At 57.7% G+C, this 18,429-nt stretch carries 14 protein-coding genes; 10 read left to right on the top strand and 4 right to left on the bottom strand.

The genetic code is table 11. The annotated features are described in order from the left end of the window. Positions 1-694: DUF3289 family protein (locus tag MYY08_RS01115; RefSeq protein WP_288012601.1), on the bottom strand; the 694-nt coding region annotated here is incomplete at its 3' end. 201 nt (positions 695-895) lie between these two features. On the opposite strand from MYY08_RS01115, the gene polB reads away from it, so the two are divergent. From polB to MYY08_RS01095, 4 genes are all read left to right on the top strand, one after another. After that, entirely contained in the window at positions 896-3,256 is a 2,361-nt protein-coding gene (gene polB, locus MYY08_RS01110; protein WP_288012599.1) for a DNA polymerase II, read from the top strand. Between the two features lie 155 nt (positions 3,257-3,411). Beyond that, positions 3,412-6,315: an RNA polymerase-associated protein RapA gene (rapA, locus tag MYY08_RS01105; RefSeq protein ID WP_084971332.1), complete on the top strand. Its 2,904-nt coding sequence runs from the start codon at positions 3,412-3,414 to the stop codon at positions 6,313-6,315. Then, positions 6,270-6,989, top strand: a complete 720-nt coding sequence (gene rluA / locus MYY08_RS01100; protein ID WP_071883709.1) for a bifunctional tRNA pseudouridine(32) synthase/23S rRNA pseudouridine(746) synthase RluA — start codon at positions 6,270-6,272, stop codon at positions 6,987-6,989. Before rapA ends, rluA begins: the two co-directional genes overlap by 46 nt. Before the next feature lie 123 nt (positions 6,990-7,112). Further along, positions 7,113-7,391: a hypothetical protein gene (locus MYY08_RS01095; protein ID WP_133052101.1), complete on the top strand. Its 279-nt coding sequence runs from the start codon at positions 7,113-7,115 to the stop codon at positions 7,389-7,391. A gap of 246 nt (positions 7,392-7,637) precedes the next feature. Here MYY08_RS01095 and djlA read toward each other — a convergent pair whose 3' ends face one another. Next, entirely contained in the window at positions 7,638-8,462 is an 825-nt protein-coding gene (gene djlA, locus MYY08_RS01090; RefSeq protein WP_038628325.1) for a co-chaperone DjlA, read from the bottom strand. A 182-nt stretch (positions 8,463-8,644) separates the two neighbouring features. Between djlA and lptD the strand changes: the two genes are divergently transcribed. The 6 genes from lptD to apaH are packed head-to-tail and all read left to right on the top strand — an operon-like array spanning position 8,645 to position 15,449. Continuing rightward, positions 8,645-11,005: an LPS assembly protein LptD gene (lptD, locus tag MYY08_RS01085; protein WP_502888442.1), complete on the top strand. Its 2,361-nt coding sequence runs from the start codon at positions 8,645-8,647 to the stop codon at positions 11,003-11,005. 54 nt (positions 11,006-11,059) lie between these two features. Then, positions 11,060-12,355, top strand: coding sequence for a peptidylprolyl isomerase SurA (gene surA / locus MYY08_RS01080; RefSeq protein ID WP_038628330.1), 1,296 nt, complete (start codon positions 11,060-11,062; stop codon positions 12,353-12,355). Beyond that, positions 12,345-13,337 carry a 4-hydroxythreonine-4-phosphate dehydrogenase PdxA gene (gene pdxA, locus MYY08_RS01075; protein ID WP_038628332.1) on the top strand — a complete coding sequence of 331 codons (993 nt, stop codon included), beginning with the start codon at positions 12,345-12,347 and terminating at the stop codon, positions 13,335-13,337. Before surA ends, pdxA begins: the two co-directional genes overlap by 11 nt. Beyond that, positions 13,330-14,151 carry a 16S rRNA (adenine(1518)-N(6)/adenine(1519)-N(6))-dimethyltransferase RsmA gene (gene rsmA / locus MYY08_RS01070; RefSeq protein ID WP_038628335.1) on the top strand — a complete coding sequence of 274 codons (822 nt, stop codon included), beginning with the start codon at positions 13,330-13,332 and terminating at the stop codon, positions 14,149-14,151. The genes pdxA and rsmA overlap by 8 nt, the downstream gene beginning before the upstream one ends. A 3-nt stretch (positions 14,152-14,154) precedes the next feature. Next, positions 14,155-14,532, top strand: coding sequence for a Co2+/Mg2+ efflux facilitator ApaG/CorD (gene apaG / locus MYY08_RS01065; protein ID WP_038628338.1), 378 nt, complete (start codon positions 14,155-14,157; stop codon positions 14,530-14,532). 53 nt (positions 14,533-14,585) lie between these two features. Further along, positions 14,586-15,449, top strand: a complete 864-nt coding sequence (apaH, locus tag MYY08_RS01060; protein ID WP_038628340.1) for a bis(5'-nucleosyl)-tetraphosphatase (symmetrical) ApaH — start codon at positions 14,586-14,588, stop codon at positions 15,447-15,449. Between the two features lie 38 nt (positions 15,450-15,487). Here the strand turns inward: apaH and MYY08_RS01055 are convergent, their stop codons facing one another. Continuing rightward, positions 15,488-17,371: a PhoX family protein gene (locus MYY08_RS01055; RefSeq protein WP_288012591.1), complete on the bottom strand. Its 1,884-nt coding sequence runs from the start codon at positions 17,369-17,371 to the stop codon at positions 15,488-15,490. 103 nt (positions 17,372-17,474) lie between these two features. Continuing rightward, positions 17,475-17,954, bottom strand: coding sequence for a type 3 dihydrofolate reductase (gene folA / locus MYY08_RS01050; RefSeq protein ID WP_038630125.1), 480 nt, complete (start codon positions 17,952-17,954; stop codon positions 17,475-17,477). Between the last annotated feature and the right edge of the window lie 475 nt (positions 17,955-18,429).

Raw genomic sequence — 18,429 nt, 5'->3', positions numbered from 1 at the left:
GCCCAAAGTGATCCTGGGCCAGATATTGTACTCTGGCCACCCACCTGTCATTTTTAACCTCTAATGATAGTATATTTATCTGAACAGCATAGATATCATGAATGGTAATACCCAAACCATTAAAGTTATCCTCTTTACGTACAAACTTAGGTAATATCATATCTTGAATATTATTATTAAAGTGAGGAAGGTGCTTTTTAGGATAGATGCCTTTTGCATAATCAACATACCTGTTAATCGTCTCCCTTATCGCTTTTAGCGAGCTGTCATCCGAATTATCCTCCAGTAACTGATTTCTTAACGCCATATCCAGCGCCGCATCGCTAAAAGGCGTGCCATCAGCGTACTGCATATGGTCAATCATTTTATTAATCAGTTGGCGATAGGGACTATAAATGGAGAAAGGCCAGCTCAGGCTGCGCATTTCATCAAACAGCAGCTGCGCGCAGACCTGATACGAACAGGTTCCCGCGTTTTTGACAGCATGGGAACGGAAAAAACGCGACTGCGGTAAATTGAACGGCGTAAGCCGTACGCCGCTGTAAGGGTCCACCGTTTCTGATACATCCGTAAGAGAGTAGCGCTTTCGCAGCTGGGAAGCCGTTAAGTCGCCATATCGCATATCCGCCGCCGCTCTGTCGTTCATTTTTCTCTGGGTAGTAAAAACAGTACAAGGAAAGGTTAAAGCTGTCATTTATCGCGCTTCCTGCCGATGCGGTTTTGATGTAGCCGCGTCCCGTGCGTTATCGTTAAGCGCTTATTAATACCGGTGAAAAGCGCATGCCGATTCAAGACATGTCCCGAATTTAAATCTTTTCAGGTTGGCAGGAGATTAAGAACTGTATAAATAAACATGCTATCATTGGCGCGATTTTCCGCTTTTCAGAGGCATCGGGTGAACAACGCACGCGCAGGTTTTCTGCTGACGCGCCACTGGCGCGATACGCCAAACGGCACCGAGATCGTTCTATGGCTGGCGACCGATAACGGACCGCAGCGTCTGGTGCTGCCGCCGCAAGAATCTGTCGCCTTTTTACCCGCAGAATATCAGCAGCAGGCGAGGCAGTTGCTGGCCGATGAGCGCGACTGGCGACTGTTGCCGCTCGCCCTGAAAGACTTTCGCCATCGCCCGGTGCTGGGCCTTTATTGCTCGCAGTATCGCCAGTTGCAGCGGCTGGAAAAGCGGCTGCGCGAACAGGCTATTCCGCTCTATGAGGCGGACGTGCGCCCGCCGGATCGTTTCCTGATGGAGCGCTTTATCACCGCGCCGGTCTGGTTCAGCGGCGAACCGGCCGGAGAGAGTCTGATCAACGCTCGCCTTAAGCCGCACCCCGATTATCGCCCGCAGCTTCGCTGGGCGTCGCTCGATATCGAAACCACCCAGCATGGCGAACTCTACTGCATCGGCGTCGAAGGCTGTGGTCAGCGCATCGTGTGGATGCTGGGGCCGGAAAACGGCGACGCCAGCCAGCTCGACTTTGAACTGCATTACGTCAGCAGCCGTCCGCAGCTGTTGGAAAAACTCAACGCCTGGTTCGCCGCACAGGATCCCGACGTGCTGATTGGCTGGAACGTGGTGCAGTTTGACCTGCGCGTGCTGCAAAAGCACGCCGATCGCTACGGGATTCCGCTGCGTCTGGGACGCAACCAGACGCCGCTGGAGTGGCGCGAGCATGGCTTCAAACCCGGCGTATTTTTCGCGCAGGCGGAGGGACGGCTGATTATCGACGGCATCGAAGCGCTGAAATCCGCTTTCTGGAATTTCGACTCATTCAGCCTGGAGTCGGTGTCGCGCCAGCTGCTGGGCGAAGGCAAGGCGATTGATAATCTCTGGCAGCGCATGGAAGAAATTAACCAGCGCTTCGCCAACGATAAGCCGGCGCTGGCGCGCTACAACCTGAAAGACTGCGAGCTGGTGACGCGCATCTTCCAGAAAACCGAGCTGATGCCGTTCTTGCTGGAACGCGCCAGCGTCAACGGGCTGGCGGCGGATCGCCATGGGGGCTCGGTGGCTTCTTTCAGCCATCTCTATTTTCCACGCATGCATCGCGCCGGTTTCGTCGCGCCCAATTTCGGCGAGGTGGCGCCGGACGCCAGCCCCGGCGGCTACGTGATGGATTCACGCCCTGGCCTGTATGACTCGGTATTGGTGCTGGATTATAAAAGCCTTTACCCGTCGATAATCCGCACCTTCTTAATCGATCCGGTCGGGCTGGTGGAGGGACTGGCTCATCCTGACGATAAAGATTCGGTGCCCGGCTTCCGCCAGGCGCGCTTTTCGCGTCACAACCACTGTCTGCCCGCCATCGTCAATCAGATCTGGCAGGGACGCGAAGCGGCGAAGCGTCAGGGCAACCAGCCGCTGTCGCAGGCGCTAAAAATTATTATGAACGCCCTGTACGGCGTGCTGGGCACTCGCGCCTGCCGCTTTTTCGATCCGCGTCTCGCCTCTTCTATCACGCTGCGCGGCCACGAGATTATGCAACAGACGCGCCAGCTGATAGAGGCGCAGGGTTACGAAGTCATCTATGGCGACACCGACTCCACCTTCGTCTGGTTGAAGGCGCCGCACGATACTGCCAGCGCCGACGCTATCGGTCAGCGGCTGGTCAGCCTGGTCAATCAGTGGTGGCGCGACCATTTGCAGGCGGAATATCAGCTGGAAAGCGCGCTGGAGCTGGAATATGAAACGCATTTCGTGCGCTTTCTGATGCCTACCATTCGCGGCGCGGAACAGGGCAGTAAAAAGCGTTACGCCGGGCTGATCCAGCTGGCGGGCCAGGAACGCATGATATTTAAAGGGCTGGAGACGGTGCGCACCGACTGGACGCCGCTGGCGCAGGAATTTCAGCAGGCGCTCTACGGTCGTATTTTCCGCGGCCAGCCCTGGCAGGAATATATCCGTGAAACGGTACGCCAGCTGCTGGACGGCGAACTGGACGCGCAGCTGGTGTACAAAAAGCGCCTGCGCCGCCCGCTGCACGAATATGAACGCAACGTGCCGCCGCACGTGCGCGCCGCGCGCCTGGCCGATGAACAGAATAAAAAACTGGGCCGCCCGTTACAGTATCAAAAAGGGGGCGCCATTCGCTATGTCATGACCACCTCCGGGCCGGAGCCGCTGGAAGCGCGCACCGCGCCGCTGGATTACGATCACTACCTGACAAAACAGCTGCAGCCGGTCGCCGACGGGATATTGCCTTTCGTACAGGATGACTTTGCTACACTGATTACCGGGCAGCTGGGCCTTTTTTGACAGGTGACGAACGCGTTACCTTCCAGTACCATAGCGCCCTTCCTGAATTCACCGCTCCTGGGCCTTAGCCAGACATGTTTATTGCCTGGCCGCAACGCTATTGTCCGGGCGGGAGCATGACACCTGTTATTACGAGAATCGCGAGCTAAACATCTATGCCTTTTACACTTGGTCAACGCTGGATCAGCGACACGGAAAGCGAACTGGGACTGGGAACTGTGGTTGCCCTGGATGCCCGTATGGTTACTCTGCTTTTTCCTGCTACCGGTGAAAACCGTCTCTATGCCCGAAATGATTCTCCCATTACCCGTGTGATCTTCAATCCCGGCGATACCGTCACCAGCCATGAAGGCTGGCAGCTGGAAGTCGCTGAAGTACGCAATGATAATGGCCTGGTAACCTATATCGGCACCCGTCTGGATACTCAGGAGCCGATGGAAATGCGCGAAGTGCTGCTCGACAGCAAACTGGTGTTCAGCAAGCCACAGGACCGTCTGTTCGCCGGTCAGCTTGACCGCATGGATCGCTTCGCCCTGCGCTTTCGCGCGCGCCGTTACCAGAGCGAGCAGTATCGTCTCTCTGTCAGCGGTCTGCGCGGCATGCGCACCAACCTGATCCCGCACCAGCTGCATATCGCCCACGATGTGGGCCGCCGTCACGCGCCGCGCGTGCTGCTGGCGGATGAGGTGGGCCTCGGCAAAACTATCGAAGCCGGGATGATTATTCATCAGCAGCTGCTGGCCGGCCGCGCCGATCGCGTGCTGATCGTTGTGCCGGAAACTCTGCAGCATCAGTGGCTGGTGGAAATGCTGCGTCGCTTTAACCTGCGTTTCTCGCTGTTTGACGACGCGCGCTACGCCGAAGCGCAGCACGACAGCGACAATCCGTTCGATACCGAGCAACTGGTGATTTGCTCGCTCGATTTCGTGCGTCGCAACAAACAGCGTTTACAGCAGCTGGCGGACGCGGAGTGGGATCTGCTGGTCGTAGACGAAGCGCATCATCTCGCCTGGAGCGAAGGCGAGCCGAGCCGCGAATATCAGGTTATCGAACAGTTGGCGGAGCAGATCCCCGGCGTGCTGCTGTTGACGGCGACGCCGGAGCAGCTCGGCATGGAGAGCCACTTCGCGCGCCTGCGCCTGCTCGATCCGGATCGGTTCCACGATTTTGAGCAGTTCGTCGCCGAGCAGGAGAATTATCGCCCGGTCGCCGATGCGGTCGCCATGCTGCTGGAAGACAAAAGCATCACCAGCGCCGAGATGAATCTGCTGAGCGATCTTATCGGCGAGCAGGATATCGAACCGCTGCTGCAAACCGCCAACGGCAAGAGCGACGGCAGGCAGGCGGCGCGCGAAGAGTTGATTCGCATGCTGATGGATCGTCACGGCACCAGCCGCGTGCTGTTCCGCAACACCCGTAACGGCGTGAAGGGCTTCCCGCATCGCGAACTGCATCAGATCCGTCTGCCGCTGCCGACGCAGTATCAGACCGCGATCAAGGTTTCCGGCATCATGGCGGCACGTAAATCCGCCGAGGAGCGCGCGCACGATATGCTCTACCCGGAGCAGATTTATCAGGAGTTTGAGGGCGACAGCGGCACCTGGTGGAACTTCGATCCGCGCGTTGAATGGCTGATGGGCTATCTGACCAGCAACCGCAAAGAAAAAGTGCTGGTGATCTGCGCCAAAGCGGCGACCGCGCTACAGCTGGAGCAGGTGCTGCGCGAGCGTGAAGGCATTCGCGCCGCGGTATTCCATGAAGGGCTGTCGATTATCGATCGCGACCGCGCCGCCGCCTGGTTCGCTTCGGAAGAGGATGGCGCGCAGGTGCTGCTCTGTTCAGAAATCGGTTCCGAAGGACGCAACTTCCAGTTCGCCAACCGGCTGGTAATGTTCGATCTGCCGTTCAACCCCGATCTGCTGGAGCAGCGTATCGGCCGCCTCGACCGTATCGGTCAGACGCGCGATATTCAGATCATGGTGCCTTATCTGGAGAAAACAGCGCAGTCGGTGCTGGTGCGCTGGTATCACGAAGGGCTGGATGCGTTCGAGCATACCTGCCCGACAGGACGCACGGTTTACGATCGGGTGCACGATCAATTGATCGGCTATCTGGCCGCGCCGGAAAACAGCGAAGGGCTGGACGCGTTTATCGCTGAATGCCGTCAGCAGCACGATGCGCTGCGCGCGCAGCTGGAGCAGGGCCGCGACCGTCTGCTGGAGCTGCATTCCAACGGCGGCGAGAAAGCCCAGGCGCTGGCGGAAGAGATTAGCCGTCAGGATAACAATATCGAGCTGGTCAACTTCGCCCTTAACCTGTTCGATATTATCGGCATCAACCAGGAAGATCGCAGCGATAACCTGATTGTGCTGACGCCGTCCGATCATATGCTGGTGCCCGATTTCCCCGGCCTGCCGGAAGAAGGCTGCACCATCACCTTCGATCGCGATCAGGCGCTGGCGCGTGAAGATGCGCAGTATGTGACCTGGGAACACCCGATCATTCGCAACGGTCTCGATCTGATCCTGTCAGGCGATACCGGCAGCTGTGCCCTTTCACTGTTAAAAAACAAGGCGCTGCCGGTCGGCACGCTGCTGATCGAGCTGATTTACGTGGTGGAGGCGCAGGCGCCGAAACATCTGCAATTGACCCGCTTTCTGCCGCCAACGCCGGTGCGTCTGCTGGTGGATCGCAAAGGCGTCAATCTGGCCGACAAGGTGGAATTTGAGAGCTTTAACCGTCAGCTGAACGCGGTGAACCGCCATAACGGCAGCAAGCTGGTGAACGCGGTGCAACAGGATGTGCATGCGATTTTGCAGCTGGCGGAGCCGCAGGCGGCGGAAGCGGCGCGTAAGCTGATCGACGCGGCGCGCGCCGAGGCGGATGAAAAGCTGAGCGCTGAGCTAGAGCGTCTGGAAGCGCTGAAGGCGGTGAACCCAAATATCCGTGAAGATGAGATCGCCGCGCTGGAGAGCAACCGCAGCGAGGTACTGGCCAGCCTGAATGATGCCGGCTGGCGTCTGGACGCGCTGCGCCTGATCGTCGTCTCTCATCAGTAAGCGAACCGGAGACGCAGACGATGGAACCCTATAACCCGCCGCTGGAGCCCTGGCTGCATATTTTGTATCAGGACGATCACATCATGGTGGTCAATAAGCCGAGCGGGTTATTGTCCGTGCCGGGCCGTCTTGAGGAGCATAAAGACAGCGTGATGACGCGCGTTCAGCGTGACTTTCCACAGGCTGAATCGGTGCACCGCCTTGATATGGCCACCAGTGGCGTGCTGGTGGTGGCCTTGACGAAGGCGGCCGAACGCGAGCTGAAGCGCCAGTTCCGCGAACGCGAGCCGGAAAAAAGCTATGTGGCGCGTATCTGGGGCCATCCCGATAAGGATGAGGGACTGGTGGATTTGCCGCTGATTTGCGACTGGCCGAATCGTCCGAAGCAGAAGGTCTGCTTTGAGACCGGAAAGTCGGCGCAAACGGAGTATCAGGTACTGGAGCGGGCAGCGGATAACTCCGCTCGCGTGCAGCTGAAGCCGATTACCGGCCGTTCGCATCAGCTGCGCGTGCATATGCAGGCGCTGGGCCATCCGATTCTGGGCGACCGCTTTTATGCGCATGAGACGGCGCAGGCGTTAGCGCCGCGTCTGCAACTTCACGCCGAGTCGCTGACGATTACCCATCCTGCCTTCGGCAACCGCATGACGTTCCGCCAGCCCGCCGATTTTTAACGGCCTGCGGCGAGCGCGTTGACGCTGGGGTGGCGATATTGCAGCGGACTGCGGGCTTTCAACGTAGATGATGTCGTGGCAGGCTGAGTGGGCTTTAACGTAGACGGTGTCGCGGCGGGCTGAGTGGGCGTTAACGTGGGTGATGACGCGGCGGTCGCGAGGTTGACGCCCGTCCTGCGCCGTCAGCAACAGGCAGGCCGCTCCGTAAAGACGTCGTCAATCCATCCCTGGAGACTCCGCCGCGTCATCCCTGACGCGAAGGCTTTACTGCACGGCCTGCCTGTTACTTCCTTTCGTTTTGTGCCAATCTGCTTGCCGCTCTTCAACTTTAGCGATGCCGATTTTCCTTTTGAAAATGCCGTATCGCTTGCTTATCACTTTATCCTGCACCTCAGTGACTGAAAGCGTATAGATAACGTTCTGAAACGGGAGCGATTCAGCATTTTCCCGGTTGTTGGAATTTAAAGCACACTATCAGGGGAAGAAGAGGGGCTGGCCGAAGAGGCGGGCCTCCCGCGCCAGGGAAGGCGCGGGCGGAGGCCCCAGGGATGGGTGCATGCCGTCCCGCCGAACGGCCAGCCTCTCTTCTGACCGGCACGGAGGCCTTCAGCAAACCGGCACCAAAGCCCCAGCAAACCGGCACCAAAACTACTTAAATTTTCGCTCTTTGCGGATCAGATCCCAGGCCGCCTGAATCTCCTGCGCCTTCTGCTTCGCCATTTCCATCATCTCTGGCGGCAAACCTTTCGCCACCAGCTTATCGGGATGGTGCTCCGCCATCAGCTTGCGCCAGGCGCGCTTAATCGTCATATAGTCATCGGTTGGCTTCACGCCCAGAACCTTGTAGGCAGCCTCCAGCGTCGGCCCCTGCTGCGCGCCGTAACGCGGGCCGCCCTGCGACGCGCCGCTCCAGGCGCGATCGCCGCCAAACTGCTGTCCGCCTTCCATCATCCGCAAGAACTGTTCGAACTGCACGCGTGAAATCCCTAATTCTTCCGCGATCACATACAACACCTGACGCTCATTGGGATGCAGCAAACCGTCGGCAAACGCCGCCTGAATCTGGATTTCCAGAAACATCCGAATCAAATCGAAACGGCCAAAACAGGCGCTGCGCAGCTCGCGTAGTTTGTTACGCAACGGATAATCGCTCTGCTTGCCTTCACGAAACGCCTGCTGCGCCTGCGTACGCGCCGCGCCGTGCAGCTGCATGCGATCCATCTGCAACGAGGCGATCTGAATATCCGCTTCGGTGACGCGCCCTTTTGCCTTGCTTAAATGTCCCATCACCTGAAAAGTGGTGCGGAAAAAAATTGTCTGTCGGGTCTGATTATTGGAAAAATATGCCCTGCTCTGCGTTTCGCGAATTTTATCGACCAGATGGCCGAGCAGCAGACCAATCACCAGTCCCCAAAAGCCTGCGCCGGAAAGCAATCCCAGCACCAGACCAATTACTTTTCCCCAATAGCGCATATACTCCTCAATTCGCCATGCCGAAGAATAAAAATTGCATTATCATACCTGTCATTTATCTCGCTGCCTAACGGCAACGCGGACAGGCAAGGATTAACACTGGCGCAACGCAGTTCAGTACGTTAGTCTCTGACCGTTTTGTCGGCATGATGCCAGTAATTACGGAATTCTCGATACCGCGTATGAAAAAACGTATACCCACACTGCTGGCCACGATGATTGGCGCAGCGCTTTACAGTCAGCACTCCCTCGCCGACGATCTGATGTCGCAGTGTATGCTGGGCGTACCAAGTTATAACCGTCCCCTGGTGCAGGGCGACGCGAATCAACTGCCGGTAACGATACATTCTGATAACGCCAGGGGTAACTACCCTGACGACGCGGTATTTACCGGCAAAGTCGACATTCAGCAGGGCAACAGCCGTCTACGTTCTGACGAAGTGCAGCTGCATCAACGCCAGCAGCCGGGCCAGACCGCGCCGGTCCGTACCGTCGATGCGCTGGGTAATGTGCACTATGACGACAACCAGGTCATCCTGAAAGGCCCGAAAGCCTGGTCAAACCTGAACACGAAAGACACCGACGTCTGGAACGGTGACTACCAGATGGTAGGACGTCAGGGCCGCGGCACCGCCGATCAGATGAAGCTGCGCGGCAACAACCGCTACACCATCCTCGAAAACGGCACCTTTACGTCATGCCTGCCCGGCAGCAACAGCTGGAGCGTGGTCGGCTCGCAGGTGATCCAGGATCGTGAGGAACAGGTAGCGGAGATCTGGAACGCGCGCTTTAAACTTGGCCCGGTACCGGTCTTCTACAGTCCTTATCTGCAGCTACCGATCGGCGATCGCCGCCGCTCTGGCTTCCTGATCCCGAACGCGAAATACAGTAATAATGACGGCTTCCAGTTCGCGCTGCCCTATTACTGGAACATCGCGCCGCAGATGGACGCCACCATTACGCCGAACTATCTGAGCAGGCGCGGCCTGCAATGGCAGAATGAGTTCCGTTATCTGACGCAGGCTGGCACCGGTCTGGTAGAGTTCGACTATCTGCCGAGCGACGACGAATACAAGCGTGACGAAGCGGCGCGTAACTCCAACGACGGCGACGCCAACCGCTGGCTCTTTTTCTGGCGTCACTCCGGCGTTTATCAGCAGCACTGGCGTTTTAACGCCGACTACACCAAAGTCAGCGATCCTTACTACTTCCAGGATCTCGACTCGAAGTACTACTCCACTACCGACGGCTACGCCACACAGAAATTCAGCGTCAGCTATGCGGATACCAACTGGGACGCCACGCTCTCCAGCAAAGACTTCCAGGTATTCGACACCAACCGCTCGCGAAACGTTTACCGCGCACAGCCGCAGTTTGACTTTAACTACTACAAAAATGACGTTGGGCCATTCGATACCCATCTCTACGCACAGGCGGTGCAGTTCACCAACGTGAACAAAGATTTGCCGGATGCGGTGCGCCTGCATCTGGAACCGACGATCAACCTGCCGCTGGCTAACGACTGGGGCAGCCTGAATACCGAAGCGAAACTGCTGGCGACTCACTACCAACAGAGCGACGTCGACTATTACAACTCGTTAAGAGCAAACGCAAATAATCAGCTGAAAGAAGATGTGAACCGCGTGATGCCGCAGTTTAAAGTCGATGGCCGTATGGTGTTCGATCGCAGCATGAACTGGGCGGAAGGCTACACCCAGACGCTGGAGCCGCGCGTTCAGTACCTCTACGTTCCGTACCGCGATCAGAGCCATATCCAGGCGTATGACTCCACGCTGCTGCAAACCGACTACACCGGCTTGTTCCGCGACCGCACCTATAGCGGCCTGGATCGCATCGCTTCCGCTAACCAGGTGGCCAGCGGTCTGACGACGCGTATTTATGATAACGATCTGGTTGAACGTTTTAATCTGTCCGTAGGTCAAATCTACTCGTTTACCCCGTCGCGCACCGGGCTGAACACCACCAGCGATGAAGATGACACCGGCAGCCTGATTTGGGCCGGCGACACCTGGTGGCGCGTCAGCGATCGCTGGGGCGTCCGCGGCGGCGTTCAGTATGATACGCGTCTGGATAACGTTGCGCAGGGCAACGCGGTGCTGGAATATCGCCGCGACGCCGACCGCATGGTGCAGCTGAACTACCGTTACAGCAGCCCGGAATATGTGGCCAGTGCCCTGAACCGCAACATTAGCAACAACCCGATTTACGAGAATGGCATCTCGCAGGTCGGCATGACAGCCAGCTGGCCCATCGCTGATTCTTGGGCAATCGTAGGCGCTTACTACTACGACACCAAGGAAAAACAGCCTGCCGATCAGCTGCTCGGATTGCAGTACAGCTCCTGCTGCTACGCTATCCGCGTAGGTTATGAGCGCAAAATCAACGGCTGGGAAAACGACAACAGCAAGTATGAAAACCAAATCTCATTCAACATTGAGTTGCGTGGCCTGAGTCCGAACTATGGGCTGGGCAGCAACCAAATGCTACGTCAGGGCATTCTGCCTTACCAGCGCGCTTTCTGATGTTGTAATGTTTGACAGGCAAACCCGCAGTGCGGAAAGAAAAATGGAAAACGTATGAAGAACTGGAGAATGCTGATACTGGGTGTTGCGCTGGCCGCTAACACCGCGATCGCAGCCCCGCAGGTAGTTGATAAAGTCGCCGCCGTGGTCAATAACGGCGTCGTTCTGGAAAGTGACGTTGACGGCATGATGCAATCGGTAAAAGCGCAGGCGCAGCAGGCTGGACAGCAACTGCCGGACGACCGCACGCTGCGCCACCAGATTGTCGAACGCCTGGTGATGGATAACATCATCCTGCAGATGGGCAAACAGATGGGCGTGCAGATTAGCGATCAGCAGCTGGATCAGGCGATTGCCAATATCGCCGCTCAGAACCGCATGTCGCTGGATCAAATGCGCAGCCGTCTGGCCTACGATGGCGTCAACTATAACGCCTATCGTGAGCAGATCCGCAAAGAGATGCAGATTGCCGAAGTGCGCAACAATGAAGTGCGTCGTCGCGTCACCATCCTGCCGCAGGAAGTGGACACGCTGGCGAAACAGGTCGCTGCGCAGAACAGCCAGGGCACCGAGCTGAACATTAGCCATATCCTGCTGCCGCTGCCGGAAAACCCGACGCAACAGCAGGTTGACGACCAGGAGAAACTGGCGAAACAGCTGATGGGCGAACTAAACAGCGGCGCCGATTTCGGTAAGCTGGCGGTCACCTACTCCGCCGATTCCCAGGCGCTGCAGGGCGGCAACATGGGCTGGGGCAAAATTGAAGAGCTGCCGACACTGTTCGCTCAGGCGCTTAGCACGGCCAAAAAAGGCGATATCGTCGGTCCGATCCGCTCCGGCGTCGGCTTCCATATCCTGAAAGTCAACGACCTGCGCGGTGAGAGCCAGAATATCTCCGTAACGGAAGTGCATGCGCGCCATATTCTGCTGAAGCCGTCGCCGATTCTGACCGACGCGCAGGCGCGCCAGAAGCTGCAACAGATTGCCGATGACATCAAAAGCGGCAAAACCAGCTTCGCCGCAGCAGCGAAACAGTTCTCCGACGATCCGGGTTCCGCCAACCAGGGCGGCGATCTGGGCTGGAACTCTCCAGAAATTTACGATCCCGCCTTCCGCGATGCGCTGCTGCGCCTGAGCAAAGGCGAAACCAGCCAGCCGGTGCACTCCTCTTTCGGCTGGCATCTGATTCAGCTGCTGGATACGCGCAAGGTTGATAAAACCGATGCGGCGCAGAAAGAGCGCGCCTATCGTCTGCTGTTCAACCGTAAGTTTGCGGAAGAAGCGCAAACCTGGATGCAGGAACAGCGCGCCAGCGCCTACGTTAAAATTCTGGACGCCAATGCGCAGTAACGCTCGTGTTGTCATCACTCCCGGCGAACCCGCCGGGATTGGTCCCGACGTCGCCCTTCAACTGGCGCAGCGCGACTGGCCGGTTGAACTGGTGGTCTGCGCGTCGCCGCAGCTGCTCGCCGAGCGGGCGCAGCAGTTGGGCCTGCCCCTCTCCCTGCGTGACTATCAGCCCGACGCGCCAGCGCAGCCGCAGCGCGCCGGCACGCTGACCGTGCTGCCGATCGCGCTGGCCGCGCCGGTCACTGCCGGAAAGCTGGAGGTCGCCAACAGCCGTTACGTGCTGGAAACGCTCGCCCGCGCCTGCGACGGCTGTCTGAGCGGCGAATTCGCCGCGCTGATCACCGGTCCGGTGCATAAAGGCGTGATTAACGACGCCGGCATCGCCTTCAGCGGCCATACGGAATTTTTCGCCGAGCGCGCCGCTTGCGATCGCGTCGTCATGATGCTGGCGACGGAGACGCTGCGCGTGGCGTTAGCCACTACGCATCTGCCGCTGAAAGCGGTCTCGGACGCCATCACCGAAGCCAGCCTGCATGAAGTGATTGGCATTCTGTATCAGGATTTACAGCGCAAATTCGGCATCGCCCAGCCGCATATTCTGGTCTGCGGTCTGAACCCGCATGCGGGCGAAGGCGGTCATATGGGCCGCGAAGAGATCGACACCATCATTCCGGCGCTGGAGAAGCTGCGTCAGCAGGGCATGAATCTGACCGGACCGCTGCCGGCGGATACGCTGTTCCAGCCGAAATACCTGCAGCATGCTGACGCCGTTCTGGCGATGTATCACGATCAGGGCCTGCCGGTGTTAAAATACCAGGGCTTCGGCCGCGCGGTGAATATCACCCTTGGCCTGCCTTTTATCCGTACCTCCGTTGACCACGGCACCGCGCTTGAACTGGCCGGCCAGGGCAACGCCGATGCGGGAAGCTTTATTACGGCGCTTAATCTCGCCATCACTATGATCAAAGAAGTCAATGAATAATCGCGTCCACCAGGGTCATTTCGCCCGCAAACGTTTTGGGCAGAACTTCCTTAACGACACCTATATTATCGAAAGCATCGTTTCGGCTATCCATCCTCAGCCCGGCGAGGCGATGGTGGAAATCGGTCCCGGCCTCGGCGCCCTGACCGAGCCGGTTGGCGAACGCCTTGACGCGCTGACCGTAATCGAACTGGATCGCGATCTGGCCGCGCGCCTGCAAACGCATCCGTTCCTCGGCCCGAAGCTGACGATTTACCAGCAGGACGCCATGACCTTCGATTTCGCCAGCCTGGCGGCGGAGAAAGGCCAGCCGCTGCGCGTCTTCGGCAACCTGCCCTACAACATCTCTACACCGTTGATGTTCCACCTTTTCAGCTATACTGATGCGATCAAAGATATGCACTTTATGCTGCAGAAAGAGGTGGTCAACCGTCTGGTGGCCGGCCCCGACAGCAAAGCCTACGGCCGCTTAAGCGTGATGGCACAGTACTATTGTCAGGTGATCCCGGTGCTGGAAGTGCCGCCGGAATCCTTTACGCCAGCGCCGAAAGTCGATTCCGCCGTGGTGCGTCTGGTGCCGCATAAAGCGCGCCCGCATCCGGTTACGGATATTCGCGCGCTGAGCCGTATCACCACCGAAGCCTTCGGCAAGCGCCGCAAAACGCTGCGCAACAGCCTGGGCCATCTGTTTAGCGCCGAGGTGATGGACAGTCTGGGCATCGACGGCAGCCTGCGTGCGGAAAACATCACCGTCGCCCAATATTGTCAGTTAGCGAACTGGTTAACTGCGCACCCTGAGTCGCAGGAGAGTTAAGGCATGAATGAATCGCCCCGAGTGTGTGTTCAGGTACAGAGTTTTTATGTCGAATCACAATCAGCCCCGGATGAGGAGCGCTACGTGTTCGCCTATACCATTACCATCCGCAACCTGGGGCGTGACAACGTGCAGCTGCTTAGCCGCTACTGGTTGATTACCAACGGTAACGGACGCGAAACCGAAGTTCAGGGCGACGGCGTGATTGGCGAACAGCCGCACATTGCGCCCGGCGATGAATATCAGTACACCAGCGGCGCGGTGCTGGAAACCCCGATGGGCACCATGCAGGGGCATTACGTGATGATCGACGATCGAGGCGAACAGTTTCATGTCGATATTCCCGTGTTCCGTCTTGCCGTCCCTTCGCGCATTCACTGATGAGAAACCCGGCTACGGCCGGGTTTGCCGTTTCTTATCCAGGTAACTATTTCATGAGTACATATCTGATTGGCGACATTCATGGCTGCTACGATGAACTGCAGTCTCTGTTGCAGCAGGTCGCCTTTGACGCTGAAAAAGACACCCTTTGGCTGACAGGCGATCTGGTCGCGCGCGGCCCCGGCTCGCTGGAGGTGCTGCGCTTTGTGCGCTCGCTGGGCAGCGCGGTGCGCATGGTACTGGGCAATCACGATCTGCATCTGCTGGCGGTCTATGCCGGCATTAGCCGCAACAAGCCGAAAGATCGCATTACGCCGCTGCTGGAGGCGCCCGACGCCGACGAGCTGATCAACTGGCTGCGCCGTCAGCCTTTGCTGCAGGTGGATGAAGAGAAGAAGCTGGTGATGGCGCACGCGGGCATTACGCCGCAGTGGGATATTGAAACCGCACAAATGTGCGCGCGGGAAGTCGAAGCGGTGCTTTCCAGCGACAGCTACCCGCTGTTCCTGAACGCGATGTACGGCGATATGCCGAACAACTGGACGCCGGAGCTAACCGGCCTGGCGCGCCTGCGCTTCAGCACTAATGCACTGACGCGCATGCGTTACTGTTTCCCTAACGGGCAGTTGGATATGATCTGCAAAGACGCGCCCGGCTCGGCGCCGCCGCCGTTGAAGCCCTGGTTCGCCATTGAAAGCCCGGTGGCACGCGACTACACCATTATTTTCGGCCACTGGGCCTCGCTGGAAGGCAAAGGCACCCCGGAAGGGATTATCGGCCTTGATACCGGTTGCTGTTGGGGCGGAACGCTAACGATGCTGCGCTGGGAAGATCGCCAGCTGTTTATTCAGCCGTCCAACCGCCAGCAAAGCGCCGAAGGCGACGATGTAGCGCCCGCTGCGCTGCGCGCTGAATAAGTACGGCCGGGCCGTCAGACGGCCCGGCGCTGCCTTCGTCAGGCGCCCAGCACGCCGCCATCTTCGCGGGTGATCATGATCACCGAGGAACGTGGCCGCGGGCTGTTGTTCGGGAAGTGCGAATCCCCTTCTTCTCCCGGATGCTGTACGTTAACGAACATCGTTTTATAGTCCGGCGTGAACGTAATGCCGGTCAGCTCGCATGATTTCGGCCCCACCATAAAACGACGAATTTCACCGCTCTCCGGGTCACCCACCAGCATCTGATTATTGCCCTGCCCCTGATAGTCGCCTTCATTGCTGTATTTGCCGTCGGTGAGAATCCATAGCCGCCCGGCGCCGTCGAAGCCTAAACCGTCAGGGCTGTTGAAGGTGTTTTCAGCGGTGATATTGGGCGTGCCGCGCTGTACGCCCTGCGGATGAGCGATCGGGTTGCCGCACAGCACGAAGATATCCCAGTTGAACTGCTGCGCCGTGGCGTCGCCTCCCTCATCCCAACGGATAATCTGACCATATATATTGTCAGGGCGCGGATTGGCCGCATCTACCGGCATCTTTTCATTGCCACGCTTGTTGTTATTGGTCAGCGTGCAATAGGCGCGGCCGTCATGCGGGTTAACGGCGATCCACTCCGGACGATCCATCCGCGTGGCCTTTACCACGTCCGCCGCTGCGCGAGCGTTAATCAGAATGGCCGCCTGATCCTGAAAGCCGTTCTCCGCCGTCAGGCCATTCTGTCCATGCGTCAGCGCCAGCCAGCGACCCGTGCCTTTCAGCGGCGTGCCGTTTTTGTCTCCTTCAAATACCGCCACATAGAGCGTGCCCTCATCCAACAGGGCGCGATTCGCCGTCGGGTTAGCGTGGTCGACTTTACCGCGTGACACATATTTATAGATATATTCGCCGCGCTCGTCGTCGCCCATATAGACCACCAGCTCGCCGCTTTTCGCCACCGTGACCGCGGCATTCTCATGCTTAAAGCGGCCCAGCGCGGTGCGCTTGATCGGCACCGAAGCAGGATCGAGCGGATCGATCTCCACTATCCAGCCGTGACGGTTGAATTCATTAGGGTTTTTCGCCACATCGAAACGCTCGTCAAAATCGGACCAGTTGCGCTCTGGCTCGTTCGCTTTCAGCGTATAGCGTTTCTGCTGGGCGCTGGGGCTGAAATCGGCTGCTTTGGTGCCGAAATAGGTGTCGAAGTTCTCTTCGCAGGTGAGATAGGTGCCCCACGGGGTTTTACCGTTGGCGCAGTTGCCGAAGGTGCCCAGCACCGTTTTGCCTTCGGGATCGGCGGTGGTTTGCAGCGCCGCGTTGCCTGCCGCCGGGCCGGAAAACTGCATCGGCGTATTGGCGGTGATGCGGCGGTTATAGCGTGACGGACGCACCACATGCCAGCGGTTCCCTTCGCCGCGCGCCACCTCAACCACAGAAACGCCGTGCGCGGCCTGCGATTTTTTTACATCTTCCACGCTGGTCGCTTTGCTGCCGCCGTGCGCGAACAGGTACTGTTCGTTGACGTACTCATTGTTAATCGCCATTACGCCACGATTATCGTCGATGGCGAAAAAGCTCATGCCGTCGTTATTGTCGCCAAACTGTTTTTCCTGATCGGCCGCACTGTTGTTGCCCTGCGGATCGAAGGGCGGCGCACCGTCTACCAGCGGCTCGCCCCAGGAGATCAGCACTTCGGCCCGATAGCCGGGCGCAATAGCGATTTCATCGGCAGTTGAGGCGGGAATGCCGGTGAATCCCAGCAGCGGACTGTTGGTCGGCGCAGAAGTGACCTGCGCGAAGGCGGGCAGGCTGACGCCGCCGCCGAGAAAGCCAGCGAGCCCCAGCGCGCCGCCGCCGGCCAGCAGTTTACGACGTGTTGGATTGAGCAACGAATCGCTGTTAAGCGCAAGAATTTTATCGGTCATTTTGCATTGCTTCCTTTATGGTGTCCCAGAGTGGAAGCAATGCTAGAGGTCAAAAATGACAGCCATGTTACAACTGGCTAACAGAAACGGTTAATGTGGGCGATCAGCGGCGCTCGAGAATTTCAAAGCAGTAGCTGTGGGAGTTTTTCTCATCGGCATCATGAAACTCGCTGAAGACCGACTGCCACTCGTCCGGCTCATAGTCGGGAAAGTGCGTGTCGCCTTCCACTTCAGCGTCGATATGGGTCAGATAGAGACGATCGGCGCGATGCAGCATCTGCTCATAGATACGTCCACCGCCAATAACCATCACCTCTTCCACATCACCCGCCGCCGCCAGCGCCTCATCCAGCGAGCTGACCCAGGTGACGCCTTCGGCCTGCGCCGGCTGGCTGCTGACGACGATGTTCTGCCGTCCCGGCAGCGGACGGCCAATCGATTCCCAGGTCAGACGGCCCATAATGACCGGCTTATTCAGCGTATTACGTTTAAACCAGGCTAAATCCGCAGGCAGATCCCACGGCATAGCGTTTTCCATCCCAATAACGCGATCGGCTGCTAAAGCCGCTATCAGGCTTATCATCATAGGTTCTCTACAGGGTGTAAAATTGGCGCCATCATACGGAAAGGCGAAACTTTCGTCGATAGGCGGATGAAGGGATTTACGTAAAGGTTGTAAAGAGCCTTTTACCGTTGGCTAACGTAACAATCGAACGCGACAGGTTAGCCCTCTCCTCTTATTGAAGGCGGCGTGTTCAGGGTGAGACACGTTAGGTCGCCGCGACAGGTTTGCTGTTAATCAGGCTTTGTTTATTGGAAAGACGGTGCTTATTGTTAACAGTTGGGATTACCGCTCAGCGTCACGCTATTTGTAGAGCGAAATCAGATAATTTTTTTCGCGCTAATAACCTGTTTGTTATAGTTTTGCGATTTATTTATGCCATTGCCGCTGAAAGTTATTAGCTTTATTAATAAGTGACGCCAGGCGAACGCAAAAATGGAAAACCCTACTTGATTATTTTTCAAATAGCGATAACGTTACTGACTGAATATAACTT

The organism is Mixta sp., from assembly GCF_024610815.1.
Lineage (GTDB): Bacteria > Pseudomonadota > Gammaproteobacteria > Enterobacterales > Enterobacteriaceae > Mixta > Mixta calida.
This window is presented reverse-complemented; position numbering and strand designations above follow the sequence as displayed.